Source organism: Rhizobium sp. USDA 4016 (assembly GCF_056279705.1).
In genome coordinates this window covers 2,435,628-2,452,495 of record NZ_JBWCCY010000004.1, presented here as the reverse complement: position 1 = coordinate 2,452,495, position 16,868 = coordinate 2,435,628, and the positions used below count along the sequence as shown (strand labels likewise).

At 60.9% G+C, this 16,868-nt stretch carries 17 protein-coding genes, 2 tRNA genes and 2 pseudogenes; 20 read left to right on the top strand and 1 reads right to left on the bottom strand.

Features of this window, described 5'->3' with window-relative positions; genetic code table 11:
• The first annotated feature begins 38 nt into the window (after positions 1–38).
• Positions 39–676: pseudogene (locus tag ACZ9DP_RS27595) on the top strand (EamA family transporter).
• A gap of 93 nt (positions 677–769) precedes the next feature.
• Positions 770–2,968 (top strand): esterase-like activity of phytase family protein, encoded by a 2,199-nt coding sequence (locus ACZ9DP_RS27590; protein ID WP_476204168.1) that lies wholly within the window; start codon positions 770–772, stop codon positions 2,966–2,968.
• A gap of 64 nt (positions 2,969–3,032) precedes the next feature.
• Here the strand turns inward: ACZ9DP_RS27590 and ACZ9DP_RS27585 are convergent, their stop codons facing one another.
• Positions 3,033–4,019, bottom strand: coding sequence for an aldo/keto reductase (locus ACZ9DP_RS27585; RefSeq protein ID WP_476204167.1), 987 nt, complete (start codon positions 4,017–4,019; stop codon positions 3,033–3,035).
• Positions 4,020–4,234: 215 nt separating this feature from the next.
• Here ACZ9DP_RS27585 and ACZ9DP_RS27580 point away from each other — a divergent pair, with 215 nt between their 5' ends.
• From ACZ9DP_RS27580 to nuoK, 18 genes and pseudogenes are all read left to right on the top strand, one after another.
• On the top strand, positions 4,235–4,636 hold the full coding sequence (locus tag ACZ9DP_RS27580) for a (R)-mandelonitrile lyase (RefSeq protein WP_476204166.1): 402 nt from the start codon (positions 4,235–4,237) through the stop codon (positions 4,634–4,636).
• Between the two features lie 217 nt (positions 4,637–4,853).
• A tRNA-Asp gene (locus ACZ9DP_RS27575) sits at positions 4,854–4,930 on the top strand.
• A gap of 47 nt (positions 4,931–4,977) precedes the next feature.
• Positions 4,978–5,054: transfer RNA gene (locus ACZ9DP_RS27570), tRNA-Asp, on the top strand.
• A 246-nt stretch (positions 5,055–5,300) separates the two neighbouring features.
• Positions 5,301–5,666: an NADH-quinone oxidoreductase subunit A gene (locus tag ACZ9DP_RS27565; protein WP_028739579.1), complete on the top strand. Its 366-nt coding sequence runs from the start codon at positions 5,301–5,303 to the stop codon at positions 5,664–5,666.
• Positions 5,657–6,241, top strand: coding sequence for a NuoB/complex I 20 kDa subunit family protein (locus tag ACZ9DP_RS27560; RefSeq protein WP_074067398.1), 585 nt, complete (start codon positions 5,657–5,659; stop codon positions 6,239–6,241). Before ACZ9DP_RS27565 ends, ACZ9DP_RS27560 begins: the two co-directional genes overlap by 10 nt.
• 18 nt (positions 6,242–6,259) lie before the next feature.
• Positions 6,260–6,862, top strand: a complete 603-nt coding sequence (locus ACZ9DP_RS27555; RefSeq protein WP_239599308.1) for an NADH-quinone oxidoreductase subunit C — start codon at positions 6,260–6,262, stop codon at positions 6,860–6,862.
• 35 nt (positions 6,863–6,897) lie between these two features.
• Positions 6,898–7,005 carry a four helix bundle protein gene (locus ACZ9DP_RS27550; RefSeq protein ID WP_250638263.1) on the top strand — a complete coding sequence of 36 codons (108 nt, stop codon included), beginning with the start codon at positions 6,898–6,900 and terminating at the stop codon, positions 7,003–7,005.
• On the top strand, positions 6,983–7,126 hold the full coding sequence (locus ACZ9DP_RS27545; protein WP_476205490.1) for a four helix bundle protein: 144 nt from the start codon (positions 6,983–6,985) through the stop codon (positions 7,124–7,126). The genes ACZ9DP_RS27550 and ACZ9DP_RS27545 overlap by 23 nt, the downstream gene beginning before the upstream one ends.
• Positions 7,127–7,339: 213 nt before the next feature.
• Entirely contained in the window at positions 7,340–8,530 is a 1,191-nt protein-coding gene (locus ACZ9DP_RS27540; RefSeq protein ID WP_022714819.1) for an NADH-quinone oxidoreductase subunit D, read from the top strand.
• Entirely contained in the window at positions 8,530–8,802 is a 273-nt protein-coding gene (locus ACZ9DP_RS27535) for a hypothetical protein (RefSeq protein ID WP_194729407.1), read from the top strand. The genes ACZ9DP_RS27540 and ACZ9DP_RS27535 overlap by 1 nt, the downstream gene beginning before the upstream one ends.
• A gap of 16 nt (positions 8,803–8,818) precedes the next feature.
• Positions 8,819–9,949, top strand: a complete 1,131-nt coding sequence (locus ACZ9DP_RS27530; protein ID WP_074067405.1) for an NADH-quinone oxidoreductase subunit E — start codon at positions 8,819–8,821, stop codon at positions 9,947–9,949.
• Between the two features lie 12 nt (positions 9,950–9,961).
• Positions 9,962–11,267 (top strand): annotated as a pseudogene (gene nuoF / locus ACZ9DP_RS27525) (NADH-quinone oxidoreductase subunit NuoF).
• A 4-nt stretch (positions 11,268–11,271) separates the two neighbouring features.
• Positions 11,272–11,880: a 5' DNA nuclease gene (locus ACZ9DP_RS27520; protein ID WP_074067412.1), complete on the top strand. Its 609-nt coding sequence runs from the start codon at positions 11,272–11,274 to the stop codon at positions 11,878–11,880.
• A gap of 222 nt (positions 11,881–12,102) precedes the next feature.
• On the top strand, positions 12,103–14,184 hold the full coding sequence (gene nuoG, locus ACZ9DP_RS27515) for an NADH-quinone oxidoreductase subunit NuoG (RefSeq protein ID WP_476204165.1): 2,082 nt from the start codon (positions 12,103–12,105) through the stop codon (positions 14,182–14,184).
• Between the two features lie 11 nt (positions 14,185–14,195).
• A complete protein-coding gene (gene nuoH / locus ACZ9DP_RS27510) occupies positions 14,196–15,239 on the top strand; it encodes an NADH-quinone oxidoreductase subunit NuoH (protein ID WP_074067417.1) in 1,044 nt (347 codons plus the stop codon).
• A 40-nt stretch (positions 15,240–15,279) separates the two neighbouring features.
• Positions 15,280–15,771, top strand: coding sequence for an NADH-quinone oxidoreductase subunit NuoI (gene nuoI / locus ACZ9DP_RS27505; protein ID WP_028739580.1), 492 nt, complete (start codon positions 15,280–15,282; stop codon positions 15,769–15,771).
• Between the two features lie 142 nt (positions 15,772–15,913).
• Entirely contained in the window at positions 15,914–16,528 is a 615-nt protein-coding gene (locus ACZ9DP_RS27500; protein WP_074067420.1) for an NADH-quinone oxidoreductase subunit J, read from the top strand.
• Between the two features lie 24 nt (positions 16,529–16,552).
• Positions 16,553–16,861: an NADH-quinone oxidoreductase subunit NuoK gene (gene nuoK, locus ACZ9DP_RS27495; RefSeq protein WP_022714828.1), complete on the top strand. Its 309-nt coding sequence runs from the start codon at positions 16,553–16,555 to the stop codon at positions 16,859–16,861.
• Positions 16,862–16,868 lie beyond the last annotated feature (7 nt).

Sequence of the window (16,868 nt, the reverse complement as noted above, 5' to 3'; positions counted from 1 at the left end):
CTGATTTGTGTTGGTCCTTTTTATCTTGGATGAATGACATGAATCAGACTTCCCTCACTATTTCCACGTCGCGTGCCATGGCAGGTGCCGCCTGGATGGTGCTGGCCGGCGTGGCCTTCTCGATCCTCAACGTCGTCACGCAATGGGCGGCGATGAAGCTTGCCTTCCCGGCCGCGTCCATTGCCTTCGCGCTCGTCTTCTCGCTGCCGTTCCTCTACCGAGCCGGCTTCTCGGCGATGCGCACCAATTATCCTTGGCGCCGATCCTCTCGGCGCTGCTCTGGGGCGCTTCCTCGCTGATCACCAAGAACCTGACGGGCATCGAGCGGCCCGAAACCATCACGGTCTGGCTGCTGGTGCTTCTGACGCCCATCAATGGCGGGCTTGCGCTGGCGGCCGGCTTCGAAGTTCCGGCGGGCGTCACGCTGGGGCTTTTTGTACTCGCCGGCCTGCTGACCGTGCTCGCGCAATATTTTCTCACACTTGCCTATATAGCGGCCGACGCTGCCTATGTGCAGCCCTTCGACGATCTCAAGCTGCCGCTCAACGTCTTTTCGGGTTGGCTCGTCTTCGGCTATGCGCCTACCGGTTACCTCTGGCTCGGAGCGGCATTGATCTTTTGCGCCTCCCTCTTCATCATGCGCAACGAACTGCGCCGCGAGCAGACGGCTGCATAGACAGGGCGGCGCAAAACGCGCCGGCTGTCATGTGTCTGTCATCAGCGTCCCTCAAAAATCCCCCGTTTCGATATTCGACACATGGGGGATTTCATGACCATTTCATCGCGCAAGGCAACACTGGCTGCCGTGCTTCTCGCGTCCGTTGCTTTCCCGGCCGCTGCGGAGCCTGTTTTCAATCGTATTGCGTCCTTCCCGGTTGCCGCAAACCTGCCCGACGGCAAGGACAAGCTTTCCACGACCTCCGCCGAAATCATCACCGCCACCGATGACGGCAGGACGCTGATTTACAGCGACAGCCCGCTCGGCGCGATCGGCTTCGTCGACATCATCGATGCCAAGGCCCCGAAGGCCGTCGGCGCGCTGATGATGGACGGCGAGCCGACATCCGTTACGTCGGCAGCCGGCAAGGCGCTCGTTGCCGTCAACACCGGCGAGAGTAAGCAGAAGCCTTCCGGCCATCTGGCAATCGTCGACGTTGCCACCAAAAAGATCGAGAACACCTGCGATCTCGGCGGTCAGCCGGATTCGATCGCGCTCAACAAGGACAAGACGCTCGGCACCATCGCCATCGAAAACGAGCGCGACGAAGACGTCAACGACGGCAAGATCCCGCAGATGCCGGCAGGCGATCTCGCTATCTTCCAGGTCAAGGACGGAACGGTCGATTGCAGCACGATCAAGCACGTTGCGCTGACCGGCCTCTCGGCCGTCGCGCCGGAGGACCCGGAGCCGGAATTCGTCGCCTTCAACGGCCAGGATGAGATCGCACTGACACTGCAGGAAAACAACGAGATCGTCATCATCGACGCCAAAACCGCACAGGTGAAGACGCATTTCTCCGCAGGCAGCACCGACCTTTCCGGTATCGACACGAAGAAGGACGGGGCGCTGAAGTTTGCTGGCGAACTGAAGGGTGTTCTGCGCGAACCGGACGCTGTGAAATGGCTGGACGACAACCGTCTCGTCGTCGCCAACGAAGGCGATTATGAAGGCGGCTCGCGCGGGTTCACGATTTTCGATAAGACCGGCAAGGTTCTCTACGAATCCGGCAGTTCCTTCGAGCGCGCCGTGGCTGATCTCGGCCATTATCCGGACGGCCGCTCCTCCTCGAAGGGCGTCGAACCGGAGGGCCTGGAAGCAGCCACCTTCGGAGGCCAGCAATATTTCTTCGTGCTTGCCGAGCGCGCTTCTGTTGTCGGCGTCTACAAGGACACGGGCGCCGACCCGGAGCTCTCGCAGATATTGCCATCGGGCGTTTCGCCGGAAGGCGCTGTCGCCATCCCCTCGCGCAACCTCTTTGCGACCGCCAACGAAGTCGATCTCGGAAAGGACGGCGGCCCGCGCTCGCATGTGATGATCTACGAGCTTGCCGAAGGAGAGAAGGCCTATCCGCAGATCGTCGCGGCCGAGAAGGATGGCAACCCGGTCGGCTTTGCCGCCCTTTCGGGCCTTGCTGCCGTCCCGGAAAAGCCCGGCAAGCTCTTTGCGGTCAGCGACAGCGTGCTCGGCATGCAGCCGACGATCTACACGATCGACGCGACGCAGAAGCCCGCCGTCATCACCGAGACGCTGACCGTCAAGCGTGATGGTGCTGCCGCCCAGAAGCTCGACATCGAGGGCATCGCCGTCGATGAGAAGGGCTGGTTCTGGCTCGCTTCCGAAGGCAACAGCGAAAAGCTGCTGCCGCACGCGCTCTACCACGTCAATCCGAAGGGCGAGATCAAGGCCGAGGTCGCCCTGCCGAAGGAACTGACCGCCAACGAAATCCGCTACGGCTTCGAAGGCGTGACGATCATCGGCTCCGGCGATGATGCAACGCTGTGGATGGCAATTCAGCGTGAATGGAAGGACGACGAGAAGGGCTTCGTCAAGCTCGTCTCCTACAATCTGAAGAGCAAGGAATGGGGCGCCGTGCGCTACCCGCTCGACAAGTCCGAAAACGGCTGGGTCGGTCTTTCGGAAATCTCTGCCCATGGCGACAACGTCTATATCATCGAGCGCGACAACCTCGTGGGCGATGCAGCGAAGTTGAAGAAGCTCTATAAGGTGGCGATCGCCGATCTCAAGCCCGCCAAGCTCGGCGGCGAGCTGCCGGCCGTCGAGAAGACCGAAGCCTACGACTTCGTCAACGAGCTGAAGACGGCCACCAACGGCTACGTGCTCGACAAGATCGAAGGCTTCACCTTCGACGCTGGCGGCAAGGCCTATGCCGTCACCGACAACGACGGGGTCAGCGACTCCTCAGGTGAAACCCTGTTCTTCCCGGTCAACCTGGTCGGCACGAACTGAGGTCCCAGAACTGAAAGGAAATGGCCGGGTCAAACCCGGCCATTTTTGGTTCTGAAAGTTACGCTTACCAGCGCTGATGCACATGCGGTGCAATCAGCCGCTCGTAGATCTCGCGGGTCGCGTCCATCACGTCGTGGGAGAGCGGCGCGAGATCGGCGGCCGCTGCGTTGGCCCTTGCCTGTTCGGCGTTGCGCGCGCCGGGGATGATCACGGTCACGGCATCGTTCATCAGGATCCAGCGAAGCGCAAAGGCTGCCATAGAGGCGCCCTGCGGCACCAGCTTGCGCACCTCCTCGACCGCTTGCAGGCCGACCTCGAAGGGAACGCCCGCGAAGGTCTCGCCGACATCGAAGGCCTCGCCGTGGCGGTTGAAATTGCGGTGGTCGTCGCTTGCGAACTTGGTGTCGCGGGTGATCTTGCCGGAGAGCAGGCCACTTGCGAGCGGCACGCGGGCAATCACGGCGACGTTCCTGCGGCGGGCTTCCTGGAAGAACAGGCGATCGGGGCGCTGACGGAAGATGTTGTAGATGATCTGGATGCTTTCAACGCCCGGAAACTCGATCGCTTTCAAGCCTTCCTCCACCGTCGAAACGCTGACACCATAGCCCTTGATCTTGCCGGCCTTCTGCAGCTCGTTGAGACCGTCGAAGACTTCCGAACGGTAAAGCACCTCGGTCGGCGGGCAGTGGAGTTGGACGAGGTCGAGACTGTCGACCTGCAGGTTCTTCAGGCTGCGGTCGATGAAGCCTTCGAGATTGGCCTTGGTATAGCCGCCGGCGACATGCGGGTTCAGCCTTCGGCCGGCCTTGGTGGCGACCATCGGGCGCGTGCCGCCACGGCTCTTCAGCACGTCGGCGACGATCTTTTCCGATCGGCCGTCGCCATAAACGTCCGCTGTGTCGATGAAGGTGATGCCGGCGTCGAGCGCCGCATTGAGGGCCGCCCGGCCGTCAGCCTCGCTAACCTCGCCCCAGGAACCGCCTATCTGCCATGCGCCGAACCCGACATTGGTGACTGAAAACGGCATGCGGCCGAAAGAATGCTGTTTCATGGGAATCCTCCATTCGTGATGAAAAGCTCGCACGGCGACTATCAGCCAGGCCCCGGGCGGACAAGCGCCTGCGGGGGAAATAGGGCGCAGACGTTGCTTATTCGAGAACGGTGCCGATTGGTCTGGCATATCTTCCCGCTCCACTTCAAATGGGTCGACCGATGACCTACTTTCTGTGAGGGACGCGCCGGATCAAACAACGAAGAGGCAATAGCATGGAAATCAAGACAGCCGGTTCCCGGCCATCGGCGAAGGCTTCGGGGGACTATTTCGCTGGCACCGTGCGGCTTGATCCGTTGATCGAAGCGCCGGATCCGGCCCGCGTGAGGGTCGTGCACGTGACATTCGAGCCGGGAGCGCGCACCGCGTGGCACACGCATCCTCTGGGCCAGACGCTGATCATCACGTCCGGCAAGGGGCTTGTGCAGAGCTGGGGCGGCGACATCCGCGAAATCCGGCCGGGCGACACCGTCTGGTTCGCGGCCGGCGAAAAGCACTGGCATGGCGCAGCCCCGGAAACGGCGATGACGCATATCGCCATCCAGGAATCACTGAATGGCAGCGTCGCCGACTGGATGGAGCAGGTCAGCGACGAGCAATATGCCGGAAAGGCCTGAAGCGGCGTCAGACGCGCGAAAATGCGTCGGAAGTCCTGTCAACGCTCAGCTCTTGTGCGGCGGCTGGACTTCGCCTCGAAAACAATTTCCGGACTGTCATGGTTTTGTCTCCAAACCTGCTTGACACTCAAATGCGAACCCCTTAGTTAGCCGCTCATCGAAGCGGCCTGTCCGTTTTGACAAGGATGCGAAAGCTCCGGATGACTTGAAATGAAGTGCGGGTGTAGCTCAGTCGGTTAGAGTGCCGGCCTGTCACGCCGGAGGTCGCGGGTTCGAGCCCCGTCACTCGCGCCATTTTAAGATGTGCCGCAAGGCGCTTTCCGGCCTTTCCTTCAAGATGCGCGGGTGTAGCTCAGTCGGTTAGAGTGCCGGCCTGTCACGCCGGAGGTCGCGGGTTCGAGCCCCGTCACTCGCGCCATTCTTTTCTCCGAGCCATGCAGTTTTTGGTTGGCTGCCATGCAACCTCTCTTAACTTGTGCGTATTTGTCGCGACATCGTTGCATCTGCTTGATAATGTCGCATCCTCACAGGTGGAATTGGCTTTCTAAAAGTCTTGCGCCATGGCTCCGGCTGCGCTAACCACGGCTTGTTGCAACGCACGTTCGCTTGCCGGGCATTTGCCCGTTGCGCTGCCTGGCGCATTCGGCAAGCAGGGATGAACATGATGACTGAACTGCTCAGTTCCTATATTCCGATCGCTATCTTCATCGGCATTGCCCTCGTCATCGGCCTGGCGCTTCTGATTGCGCCGTTTGCCGTGGCCTTCAAGGCGCCCGATTCGGAAAAGCTTTCCGCATACGAATGCGGCTTCAACGCCTTCGACGATGCTCGCATGAAATTCGACATCCGCTTCTATCTCGTGTCGATCCTCTTCATCATCTTCGACCTCGAAGTCGCCTTCCTCTTCCCCTGGGCGGTTTCCTTTGGCGCCATCGGCTGGTTCGGCTTCTGGTCCATGATGGTCTTCCTGCTCGTGCTCACCGTCGGCTTTATCTATGAATGGAAGAAGGGAGCCCTGGAATGGCAGTGACCCCCTCAAGCAATCGCACGCTCGTGGCGCCGCAGCCGAAGGGGATCATCGATCCCGCAACCGGCAAGCCGATCGGCAGCAACGACGGGTTCTTCGGCGACATCAACAACGAACTGGCCGACAAGGGTTTTCTCGTCACCTCGACCGACGAACTGATCAACTGGGCGCGTACCGGCTCGCTAATGTGGATGACCTTCGGTCTCGCCTGCTGCGCCGTCGAGATGATGCAGCTGTCGATGCCGCGTTACGACGTAGAGCGTTTCGGCTTTGCGCCGCGCGCTTCGCCGCGCCAGTCGGACGTGATGATTGTTGCTGGCACGCTCACCAACAAGATGGCGCCCGCGCTCCGTAAGGTCTATGACCAGATGCCTGAGCCGCGTTACGTGATCTCGATGGGCTCCTGCGCCAATGGCGGCGGCTACTATCACTATTCTTATTCGGTGGTGCGCGGCTGCGACCGCGTCGTGCCGATCGACATCTACGTGCCGGGCTGTCCCCCCACGGCGGAGGCGCTGCTTTACGGCGTGCTTCTGCTGCAGAAGAAGATCCGGCGCACCGGCACGATCGAGCGGTAAGGGTTAAGGACAAGACATATGAGCGAAGCCCTCACTGAGCTTTCGTCCCATCTCTCGGAAGCGCGTGGCAGCCTGATTGCCGCGACGCAACTGAAGTTCGGCGAGCTGACACTGACGACGACGGGCGAAAACCTGATCGCGCTTCTGGCGTTCCTGCGCGATGACGCCAAGTGCGGTTTCGTCAACCTGACGGACATCTGCGGCGTCGATTGGCCGGAGCGCGAAAAGCGTTTCGACGTTGTGTATCATCTTTTGTCGCCGAAGCAGAACCTGCGCATCCGCGTGAAGGTCGCGACCGACGAGGATACGCCGGTTCCGTCGGCCTGCGCGGTCTATCCCGGCGCCGACTGGTTCGAGCGCGAGACCTGGGACATGTACGGCGTTCTCTTCACCGGCCACCCGGATCTCCGCCGCATCCTGACCGATTACGGTTTCGAAGGACATCCACTTCGCAAGGACTTTCCGACGACCGGCTTCGTCGAAGTCCGTTACGACGATGCGGCAAAGCGGGTCGTTTACGAACCGGTGGAACTGAAGCAGGAATTCCGCAACTTCGACTTCATGTCGCCTTGGGAGGGCACCGAGTACGTGCTGCCGGGCGATGAGAAGGCGAAGCAGTAGAAGCGAATAGTGAACAGCGACGAGTTGGGAAGGGGTTGCAGACGATAAACTCCGACAAGGATCTCAAGGTCTGGCAGTTGGCGATCGATCTCGCGATGGACTGCTATCGGATGACCAAGGATCTTCCCAAGTTGGAGATTTGACGGTCTGACGACCGAGATACGCAGGGCAGCAAATTCGATTGCTGCCAATATTGCTGAAGGGCACGGACGTGAAGTCACTGGAAGCTTTATTCGATATCTGCGCATGTCCCAGGTTCGTTGAAGGAATTGGAAACAGATATTCATTTCTCACCGCGTCGGTTGATCGGCGAGATTGCGTTCAGGCAGATGACCGAAAAGTGCGACGAGATCAGACGGATGATCAGGGCGCTGATACGGAGTCTCCAGGAGAAACAATGAAACGGAACGAAACTATTCGCTATTCGCCATTCGCCATTCGCCTAACCAGCGGCGCGTTTGGCTTGGAGTTTGCAGCATGACCGAACATAACGTCCGCAACTTCAACATCAATTTCGGGCCACAGCATCCGGCGGCGCACGGCGTTCTTCGTCTTGTCCTGGAGCTTGACGGCGAAATTGTGGAGCGCGTCGATCCGCATATCGGCCTGCTGCATCGCGGCACCGAGAAGCTGATCGAAACCAAGACCTATCTGCAGGCCGTTCCTTATTTCGACCGTCTCGATTATGTGGCGCCGATGAACCAGGAACATGCCTACGCGCTGGCCGTCGAGAAGCTGCTCGGCATCGAAATCCCGATTCGCGGTCAGCTGATCCGCGTTCTTTATTCGGAAATCGGCCGTATCCTGTCGCATCTCCTCAACGTCACGACCCAGGCCATGGACGTCGGCGCGCTGACGCCGCCGCTCTGGGGCTTCGAAGAGCGCGAAAAGCTGATGGTGTTTTATGAGCGCGCTTCCGGCTCGCGCATGCATGCGGCTTATTTCCGTCCAGGCGGCGTCCATCAGGATCTGCCGGAAAAGCTCGTTCAGGATATCGGCGACTGGTGCGATCCGTTCCTGAAGGCGTTGGACGACATCGACGATCTTCTGACCGGCAACCGCATCTTCAAGCAACGTAACGTCGATATCGGCGTGGTATCGCTTGAAGACTGCTGGGCTTGGGGCTTCTCGGGCGTCATGGTCCGCGGTTCGGGCGCTGCCTGGGACCTGCGCCGTGCGCAGCCTTACGAGTGCTATTCCGATCTCGAGTTCGATATCCCGATCGGCAAGAACGGCGACTGCTATGACCGTTACCTGATCCGCATGATTGAAATGCGTGAATCGGTCCGCATCATGAAGCAGTGCGTGAACCGCCTGCTTGGCGATGCCAGCACCGGACCGTTCTCGTCGGTCGACGGCAAGGTGGTGCCGCCGAAGCGCGGCGAGATGAAGCGCTCGATGGAAGCTCTGATCCACCACTTCAAGCTCTATACCGAAGGCTACCACGTTCCGGCCGGCGAAGTTTACGCCGCCGTCGAGGCGCCGAAGGGCGAGTTCGGCGTCTATCTCGTCTCCGACGGCTCCAACAAGCCGTATCGCTGCAAGATCAAGGCTCCGGGCTATGCCCATCTTCAGGCGATGGATTTCATGTGCCGCGGCCACCAGCTGGCTGACGTCGCTGCCATTCTCGGCTCGCTCGACATCGTGTTCGGCGAGGTGGACCGCTGATGCAGCTTGCCGCGCTTTCAGCAGCCGTTTTCCTCATGGCATCCGGAGCGTTCGCTCAGGATAATCAGGGATTCGGCCAGAAGCTGGGCGCGCAGGATGTAGCGCCTCCAGGCGGCCAGGCCTCCATGGGCGAGCTATTGTCCCGGGGCTATGAAATCAAGGCTGCCGTTCCGAACGGCAACAAGTTCGTTGTGTTTATGCAGAAAGACCAGTCGGCCTATGCTTGCGAGATGCAGTCTCTGACAGCCTCGCGGTGTGGGACCCTAAACTGACAAGGCGTGAGGAAGAATGTCCGTTCGTCGACTAGCCGAAGATCAATTCCAGCCTGCCGCATTCGCCTTCAATGACGAAAACGCGGTTTGGGCGGACAAAACGATCAAGAAATATCCTGCCGGCCGTCAGCAGTCGGCGGTCATCCCGCTGTTGATGCGGGCGCAGGAGCAGGACGGCTGGGTCACCCGCGCGGCGATCGAGAAAGTCGCCGACATGCTGGACATGGCCTATATTCGTGTCCTCGAAGTCGCGACCTTCTACACCCAGTTCCAGCTGGGTCCGGTCGGAACGCGCGCGCACGTCCAGGTCTGCGGCACGACGCCCTGCATGCTGCGCGGCTCTGAAGGCCTGATGAAGGTCTGCAAGAGCAAGATCCACGATCACCCGTTCGAGCGCAATGCCGAAGGCACGCTCTCCTGGGAAGAGGTCGAATGTCTCGGGGCCTGCGTTAACGCACCGATGGTGATGATCGGCAAGGACACTTACGAAGACCTGACGCCGGAGCGCCTCGAAGAGATCATAGACACGTTCAATGCCGGCAATGGGGCGAGCATCAAGCCCGGCCCGCAGATCGACCGTCATTTTTCCTCGCCCGAAGGCGGTCCGACGACGCTTCTGGCGCCGGATCCGAAGCCGAAGGCCTCCGCAAAAAAGGCCGTCAGCGATGCCGTCAGCCTTCCGCCCTCAGAGGCCGGCCGGCCGAAGAGCTCGGACGCCGAAACCAATCCGGCGTTGAAGACGCCCCATACGGCGCCGAAGGCCGCGGCCAAGAATGTCAAGGCCGTCGAGGCTGCACCGCTGCCTGCACCGGCCGAAAAGCCCGCAAGGGCAGCCGCGGCTCCGGCCGTGAGCAAGCCGGCGCTGACCGACAAGAACCGGCCGGTCGGCATCGAAAAGCCGACAGCTCCGGACGATCTCAAGCTGATCTCGGGCGTCGGTCCGAAGATCGAGGCCATTTTGAACGAACTCGGCATCTTCACCTATGCGCAGGTCGCAGGCTGGAAGAAGGCCGAACGCGAATGGGTCGATGGATACTTGAATTTCAAGGGCCGCATCGAGCGCGACGACTGGGCCAAGCAGGCCAAGGCGCTCGCCAAGGGCGGCGAAGCGGAATATATCAAGGTCTTTGGCAAGAAGCCGCGGTAAGAGGTGTGAAGCATGTTACAAGATAAGGACCGCATCTTTACCAACATCTACGGCCTCAAGGACAAGTCCCTGAAAGGCGCGATGAGCCGCGGCCACTGGGACGGCACCAAGCAGATCCTCGAAAAGGGCCGCGACTGGATCGTCAACGAGATGAAGGCGTCCGGCCTTCGCGGCCGTGGCGGCGCAGGTTTCCCGACCGGTCTCAAATGGTCCTTCATGCCGAAGGAAAGCGATGGCCGGCCGCACTATCTCGTCGTCAATGCCGACGAGTCGGAGCCCGGCACCTGCAAGGACCGCGACATCATGCGCCACGATCCGCATACGCTGATCGAAGGCTGCGTGATTGCGAGCTTCGCCATGGGCGCGAACGCCGCCTACATCTATGTCCGCGGCGAATATATCCGTGAGCGTGAGGCACTACAGGCGGCGATCGACGAATGCTATGATGCCGGCCTGCTCGGCAAGAACAACAAGCTCGGCTGGGACATGGAAATTTATGTCCATCACGGCGCCGGCGCTTACATCTGCGGCGAAGAAACCGCCCCTGCTCGAAAGCCTTGAGGGCAAGAAGGGGCAGCCGCGCCTGAAGCCGCCGTTCCCGGCCAATATGGGTCTCTACGGCTGCCCGACGACGGTCAACAACGTCGAATCGATCGCCGTTGCCCCGACGATCCTTCGCCGCGGCGCCGGCTGGTTCTCCTCGATCGGCCGTCCGAACAATGTCGGCACCAAGCTTTTCATGCTATCCGGGCACGTCAACAAGCCGTGCACCGTCGAAGAGGAAATGGGCATCACCTTCCGTGAGCTCGTCGATCGTCACGCCGGCGGCATCCGCGGCGGCTGGGACAACCTGCTCGCCGTCATTCCCGGCGGCGCCTCGTGCCCGATCGTGCCCGCCAAGGACATCATCGATTGCCCGATGGATTTCGACGGCCTGCGCGCTGTCGGTTCGTCCTTCGGCACGGCCGCCGCGATCGTCATGGACAAGTCCACGGACGTCATCAAGGCGATCGCCCGCATCTCGGCTTTCTTCAAGCATGAGAGCTGCGGCCAGTGCACGCCGTGCCGCGAAGGCACCGGCTGGATGTGGCGCGTGATGGAGCGCATGGCAAAGGGCAACGCCCACAAGCGCGAGATCGACATGCTCTTCCAGGTCACCAAGCAGATCGAAGGCCACACCATCTGTGCCCTCGGCGATGCTGCCGCATGGCCGGTGCAGGGTCTGATCCGTAACTTCCGTCCGGAGATCGAAGCGCGCATCGACCAGTACACGGCGAGCGCCATGGATCACGGTGCGGTTCTCGAGGCAGCGGAGTAAGAAGATGGCGAAGGCATCCGGTAGCACAGGGAAGGATGGAGCGGCCGATTTCCCGGCAGACTTCGGCCGTCTGGCAGCCGAGATGCTGGAGCGGGCTCTGCCGATGCATCCGCTGATGGCGCCGCCCGTAGCGGCGATGGCTGCGGCAACGGCGATCGGCTTCGGTTTCTCGACGCAGATAGCTGGCGCTTTCTTCGGGGCTCTGCAGGGCGCGTTCGAGGAGACCAACAGGCTGGCGGAAGCGCTTGACGACACGCCGCCGGAAGAACCAAAGCCGGAAGTGCGCATCAAGCCGGAGAATATCCGGCCGGCGGCGGTGGAGAAGGCCAAGCTTTCGATTGTCGGCGCAACTGGATCAAAGCCTACGGCACCGAAGAAGCCGGCGGCACGCGCGAAGAAGGCAGACGACCTGAAGCTGATCGCAGGCATCGGTCCGAAGCTCGAGCAGGTGCTGAACGCAAAGGGCATTCGGACCTTCGCCGAGATCGCCGCCTGGACGGATGCGGAAATCGCAAAGCTCGACGCCGAACTTGGTTTCAACGGCCGCATCGCACGCGACGACTGGACCGGTCAGGCGAAGGCGCTTTGTGCGAAGGGCCGGAAGCGGACGTGATCTTTTCGGCTGACCCAAGCAGCCGGGAGGGGAATGGCGAAACGGCAAGCGGGCAGGGGCCTGCGAACTGCCCGCCGATCGGGTTTCGGGTTTTCCGAATCCTGGAAGGACAATTGGGCGACACCGGTGCCTGCGGGGACAAAATCCCGCCTGGCAGCGGTCATGCTGCAAAATAGGTTTGTTTGCCGCCATCCGGCGAACGGGAAACAGGACTGAGTGACGATGGCAAAACTGAAGATAGACGGCAACGAGATCGAAGTCCCGGATCATTACACGCTCATCCAGGCGTGTGAGGAAGCCGGCGCTGAAGTTCCGCGCTTCTGCTTCCATGAGCGGCTGTCGGTCGCCGGCAATTGCCGTATGTGCCTTGTCGAGGTGAAGGGCGGCCCGCCGAAGCCGCAGGCATCCTGCGCTATGGGCGTTCGCGACATTCGCGGCGGACCGAATGGCGAGCTGCCGGAAGTCTTCACCAACACGCCGATGGTCAAGAAGGCCCGCGAAGGCGTAATGGAATTCCTGCTGATCAATCACCCGCTCGATTGCCCGATCTGCGACCAGGGCGGCGAATGCGACCTGCAGGACCAGGCGATGGCCTTCGGCATCGACACCTCGCGCTATCAGGAAGACAAGCGCGCCGTCGAAGACAAGTATATCGGTCCGCTCGTCAAGACGGTCATGAACCGCTGCATCCACTGCACGCGCTGCGTCCGCTTCACGACGGAAGTCGCCGGCATCTCGGAACTCGGCCTGATCGGCCGCGGCGAGGACGCCGAAATCACCACCTATCTCGAACAGGCGATGACCTCCGAGCTGCAGGGCAACGTCGTCGACCTTTGCCCGGTCGGCGCGCTGACCTCGAAACCCTTCGCCTTCACGGCCCGTCCGTGGGAACTGAACAAGACGGAATCGATCGACGTCATGGACGCGCTCGGCTCCGCCATCCGCGTCGATACCCGCGGCCGCGAAGTCATGCGCATCCTGCCGCGCGTCAACGAGGCGATCAACGAGGAGTGGATTTCCGACAAGAGCCGCTTCATCTGGGACGGCCTGAAGACGCAGCGTCTCGACAAACCCTATGTCCGCAAGGGTGGTCGCCTGCAGCCCGCGACCTGGGCGGAAGCCTTCGGCGCGATCAAGACTGCAGTTTCCAAGACGACCGGCGAAAAGATCGGCGCGATCGCCGGCGACCTCGCTTCGGTCGAGGAAATGTACGCGCTCTCCGAATTGGTGAAGTCGCTCGGTTCCGAGAACCTCGACTGTCGCCAGGATGGGACGGCACTTGATCCGTCGCTAGGCCGCGCAAGCTACGTCTTCAACCCGACGATCGAAGGCATCGAACAGGCTGATGCGCTGCTCATCATCGGCGCGAACCCGCGCTTCGAGGCTGCCGTGCTCAATGCCCGCATCCGCAAGCGCTGGCGCCGCGGCGGCTTCCCGATCGGCGTGATCGGCGAAGGCGGTGACCTGCGTTATGATTACGAATATCTCGGTGCTGGTCCGGATACGCTGAAGGATCTGGTGGATGGCAACCATGCCTTCGCCAAGGTCCTGGCGGAGGCCAAGACGCCGCTGATCATCATCGGCCAGGGCGCGCTTTCCCGCACGGATGGCGCGGGTGTTCTGGCAAGCGCCGCAAAGCTCGCCGTCAACGTCGGCGCGGTAGTCGAAGGCTGGAACGGTTTTGCCGTCCTGCACTCGGCCGCATCGCGTGTCGGCGGCCTTGACCTCGGCTTCGTGCCCGGCGCCAAGGGCGTCAACGGGGCTGCCATGCTGGCCTCCATGGACGTGCTTTTCCTGCTCGGCGCCGACGAGCTGGACTTCACCGCCAAGAAGGCCAAGCTCACGGTCTATATCGGCTCGCACGGCGACAACGGCGCGCACCATGCAGACGTCATTCTGCCGGCTGCCGCCTATACTGAAAAGTCGGGCACTTGGGTCAATACCGAAGGCCGCGTCCAGATGGGCAGCCGCGCCGGTTTCGCACCGGGCGATGCCCGCGAGGACTGGGCGATCCTGCGTGCGCTCTCCGACGTCCTCGGCAAGAAGCTTCCCTTTGATTCGCTTGCCGAACTGCGCTCGAAACTCTATGCGGCGTTCCCGCATTTCGCCGCCGTCGACGAGATCGCCGAAGGCGACAGCGCCAAAATTGCCGCACTGGCCAAAAAAGCCGGGAAGATGAACAAATCCGGGTTTGCGTCACCGGTCAAAGACTTCTATTTGACGAACCCGATCGCACGCGCCTCGGCTGTCATGGCCGAATGCTCGGCATTGGCCCGCAACAACTTCAAAGTCGCGGCAGAGTAAGGGCAGGGACTATGGACTCTTTCTTTTCCACATATGTCTGGCCGGGGATCATCATGGTCGGCCAGTCGCTTCTCCTGCTGGTCTGCCTTCTGGTCTTTATTGCCTACGTGCTCCTTGCCGACCGCAAGATCTGGGCTGCGGTGCAGCTTCGCCGCGGCCCGAACGTCGTCGGCCCCTTCGGCCTGTTTCAGTCCTTCGCCGACCTTCTGAAGTTCGTCTTCAAGGAGCCGATCATTCCCGCGGGCGCCAACAAGGTCGTCTTCCTGCTTGCGCCGCTCGTCGCTGTGCTTCTGGCGCTGTCCACCTGGGCGGTCGTGCCGCTCGCAGATGGCTGGGTGATTGCCGACATCAATGTCGGCATCCTCTATATCTTCGCGATCGCCTCGCTCGAAGTTTACGGCATCATCATGGGCGGCTGGGCTTCGAACTCGAAGTATCCGTTCCTGGGTGCGCTTCGTTCGGCCGCGCAGATGGTGTCCTACGAAGTCTCGATCGGCTTCGTCATCGTCTGTGTCCTGCTTTGCGTCGGTTCGCTGAACCTGACCGACATCGTCAATGCGCAGCATGACGGCCTCGGAACGATGCTCGGCCTGCCGGCGTCCTTCCTGGATTGGCATTGGCTCGCGCTGTTCCCGATGTTCATCGTCTTCTTCGTTTCCGCGCTTGCCGAAACCAACCGTCCGCCCTTCGATCTTCCGGAAGCCGAATCGGAGCTGGTCGCCGGCTTCATGGTCGAATACGGCTCTTCGCCGTACATGATGTTCATGCTTGGCGAATATGCGGCCGTCTGCCTGATGTGCGCGCTGACGACGATCCTCTTCCTCGGCGGCTGGCTGCCCCCGGTTGACGTTTGGTTCCTGAACTGGGTACCGGGTATCATCTGGTTCACGCTGAAGGCCTGCCTGGTGTTCTTCATGTTCGCGATGGTCAAGGCCTTCGTGCCGCGCTACCGCTACGACCAGCTGATGCGCCTCGGCTGGAAGGTCTTCCTTCCGCTGTCGCTCGCCATGGTCGTCATCGTTGCATTCGTGCTGAAGCTGATGGGATGGGCATGATGATGTCCGCCCTCGTTTCCAGCAATTTTGGAGGTTGAAGATGGCAAGCTTGTCCAACGCCGTCAGCTCGCTGTTCCTCAAGGAATTCGTTGGCGCATTCTTCTTGTCGATGCGCTATTTCTTTCGCCAGAAGGCGACGATCAACTACCCCTTCGAAAAGGGTCCGGTCAGCCCGCGCTTCCGCGGCGAACATGCGCTGCGCCGCTATCCGAACGGCGAGGAGCGCTGCATCGCCTGCAAGCTCTGCGAAGCGATCTGTCCCGCTCAGGCGATCACCATTGAAGCTGGACCGCGCCGCAATGACGGCACGCGCCGCACGGTGCGCTACGACATCGACATGGTGAAGTGCATCTATTGCGGCTTCTGCCAGGAGGCCTGCCCGGTCGATGCGATTGTCGAAGGCCCGAATTTCGAATTCGCCACGGAAACCCGCGAAGAGCTTTATTTCGACAAGCAGCGGCTTTTGGACAATGGCGACCGGTGGGAACGCGAAATCGCCCGCAACATGGCGATCGACGCACCGTACCGCTGATTGGAATTTGAAATGCCGCGCGGCGGGCGCTCGCCTCCCGCGGTCAACATGCACCGGAGCTTTGCGGGCTTGACGTCACGCCAAGCTCCATTCGGGCAGGGAAACTCCCGGCTGCCCGGGGGAAGATGAAAAAGGCACCAACATGGGTCTGCAGGCTCTATTTTTCTATCTTTTCGCCTTTGTCGCGGTAGCGTCGGCGTTCATGGTCATCTCGGCGAAGAATCCGGTTCATTCGGTTCTGTTCCTCATCGTGACCTTCTTCAATGCCGCAGGCCTCTTCCTGCTGCTCGGCGCCGAGTTCCTGGCGATGATCCTGCTTGTCGTCTATGTCGGCGCAGTCGCGGTCCTCTTCCTCTTCGTGGTCATGATGCTCGACATCGATTTTACGGAGCTGCGCGCGGGCGTTCTTGAATACGCCCCGATCGGCGGCCTGATCGGTCTGGTTCTTGCGGCCGAACTCATCGTCGTTGTCGGCGGCAGCGTGATCTCTCCGGAAGTCGCAAAGACCGTCGCGATGCCGATCCCGGCCATTACCGAGCGCACTAATACCGCCGCCCTCGGCGACGTGCTCTATACGAACTACATCTACTTCTTCCAGATCGCCGGCCTGGTCCTTCTCGTCGCGATGATCGGTGCGATCGTGCTGACGCTGAGGCACCGTACCAACATCAAGCGGCAGAATATTCCAAGACAGGTTGCCCGCACGCCCGCGACCGCCGTTGAGGTGGTCACGGTCAAGCCGGGGCAGGGCCTCTAAAGGCAGGGACAAGGAACAAAGAACATGGTCATCGGTCTTTCCCATTACCTGACGGTCAGCGCCATCCTCTTCACAATCGGCATTTTCGGCATCTTCCTCAACCGGAAGAACGTCATCGTCATCCTGATGTCGATCGAACTCATCCTGCTTGCGGTCAACATCAACATGGTCGCCTTCTCGTCGTTCCTGAACGACATCGTCGGCCAGGTCTTCGCATTGTTCATTCTGACGGTTGCTGCGGCTGAGGCAGCGATCGGTCTTGCAATTCTCGTTGTCTTCTACCGCAACCGCGGCTCGATCGCGGTCGAAGACGTTAATATGATGAAGGGCTGAGCGGCTC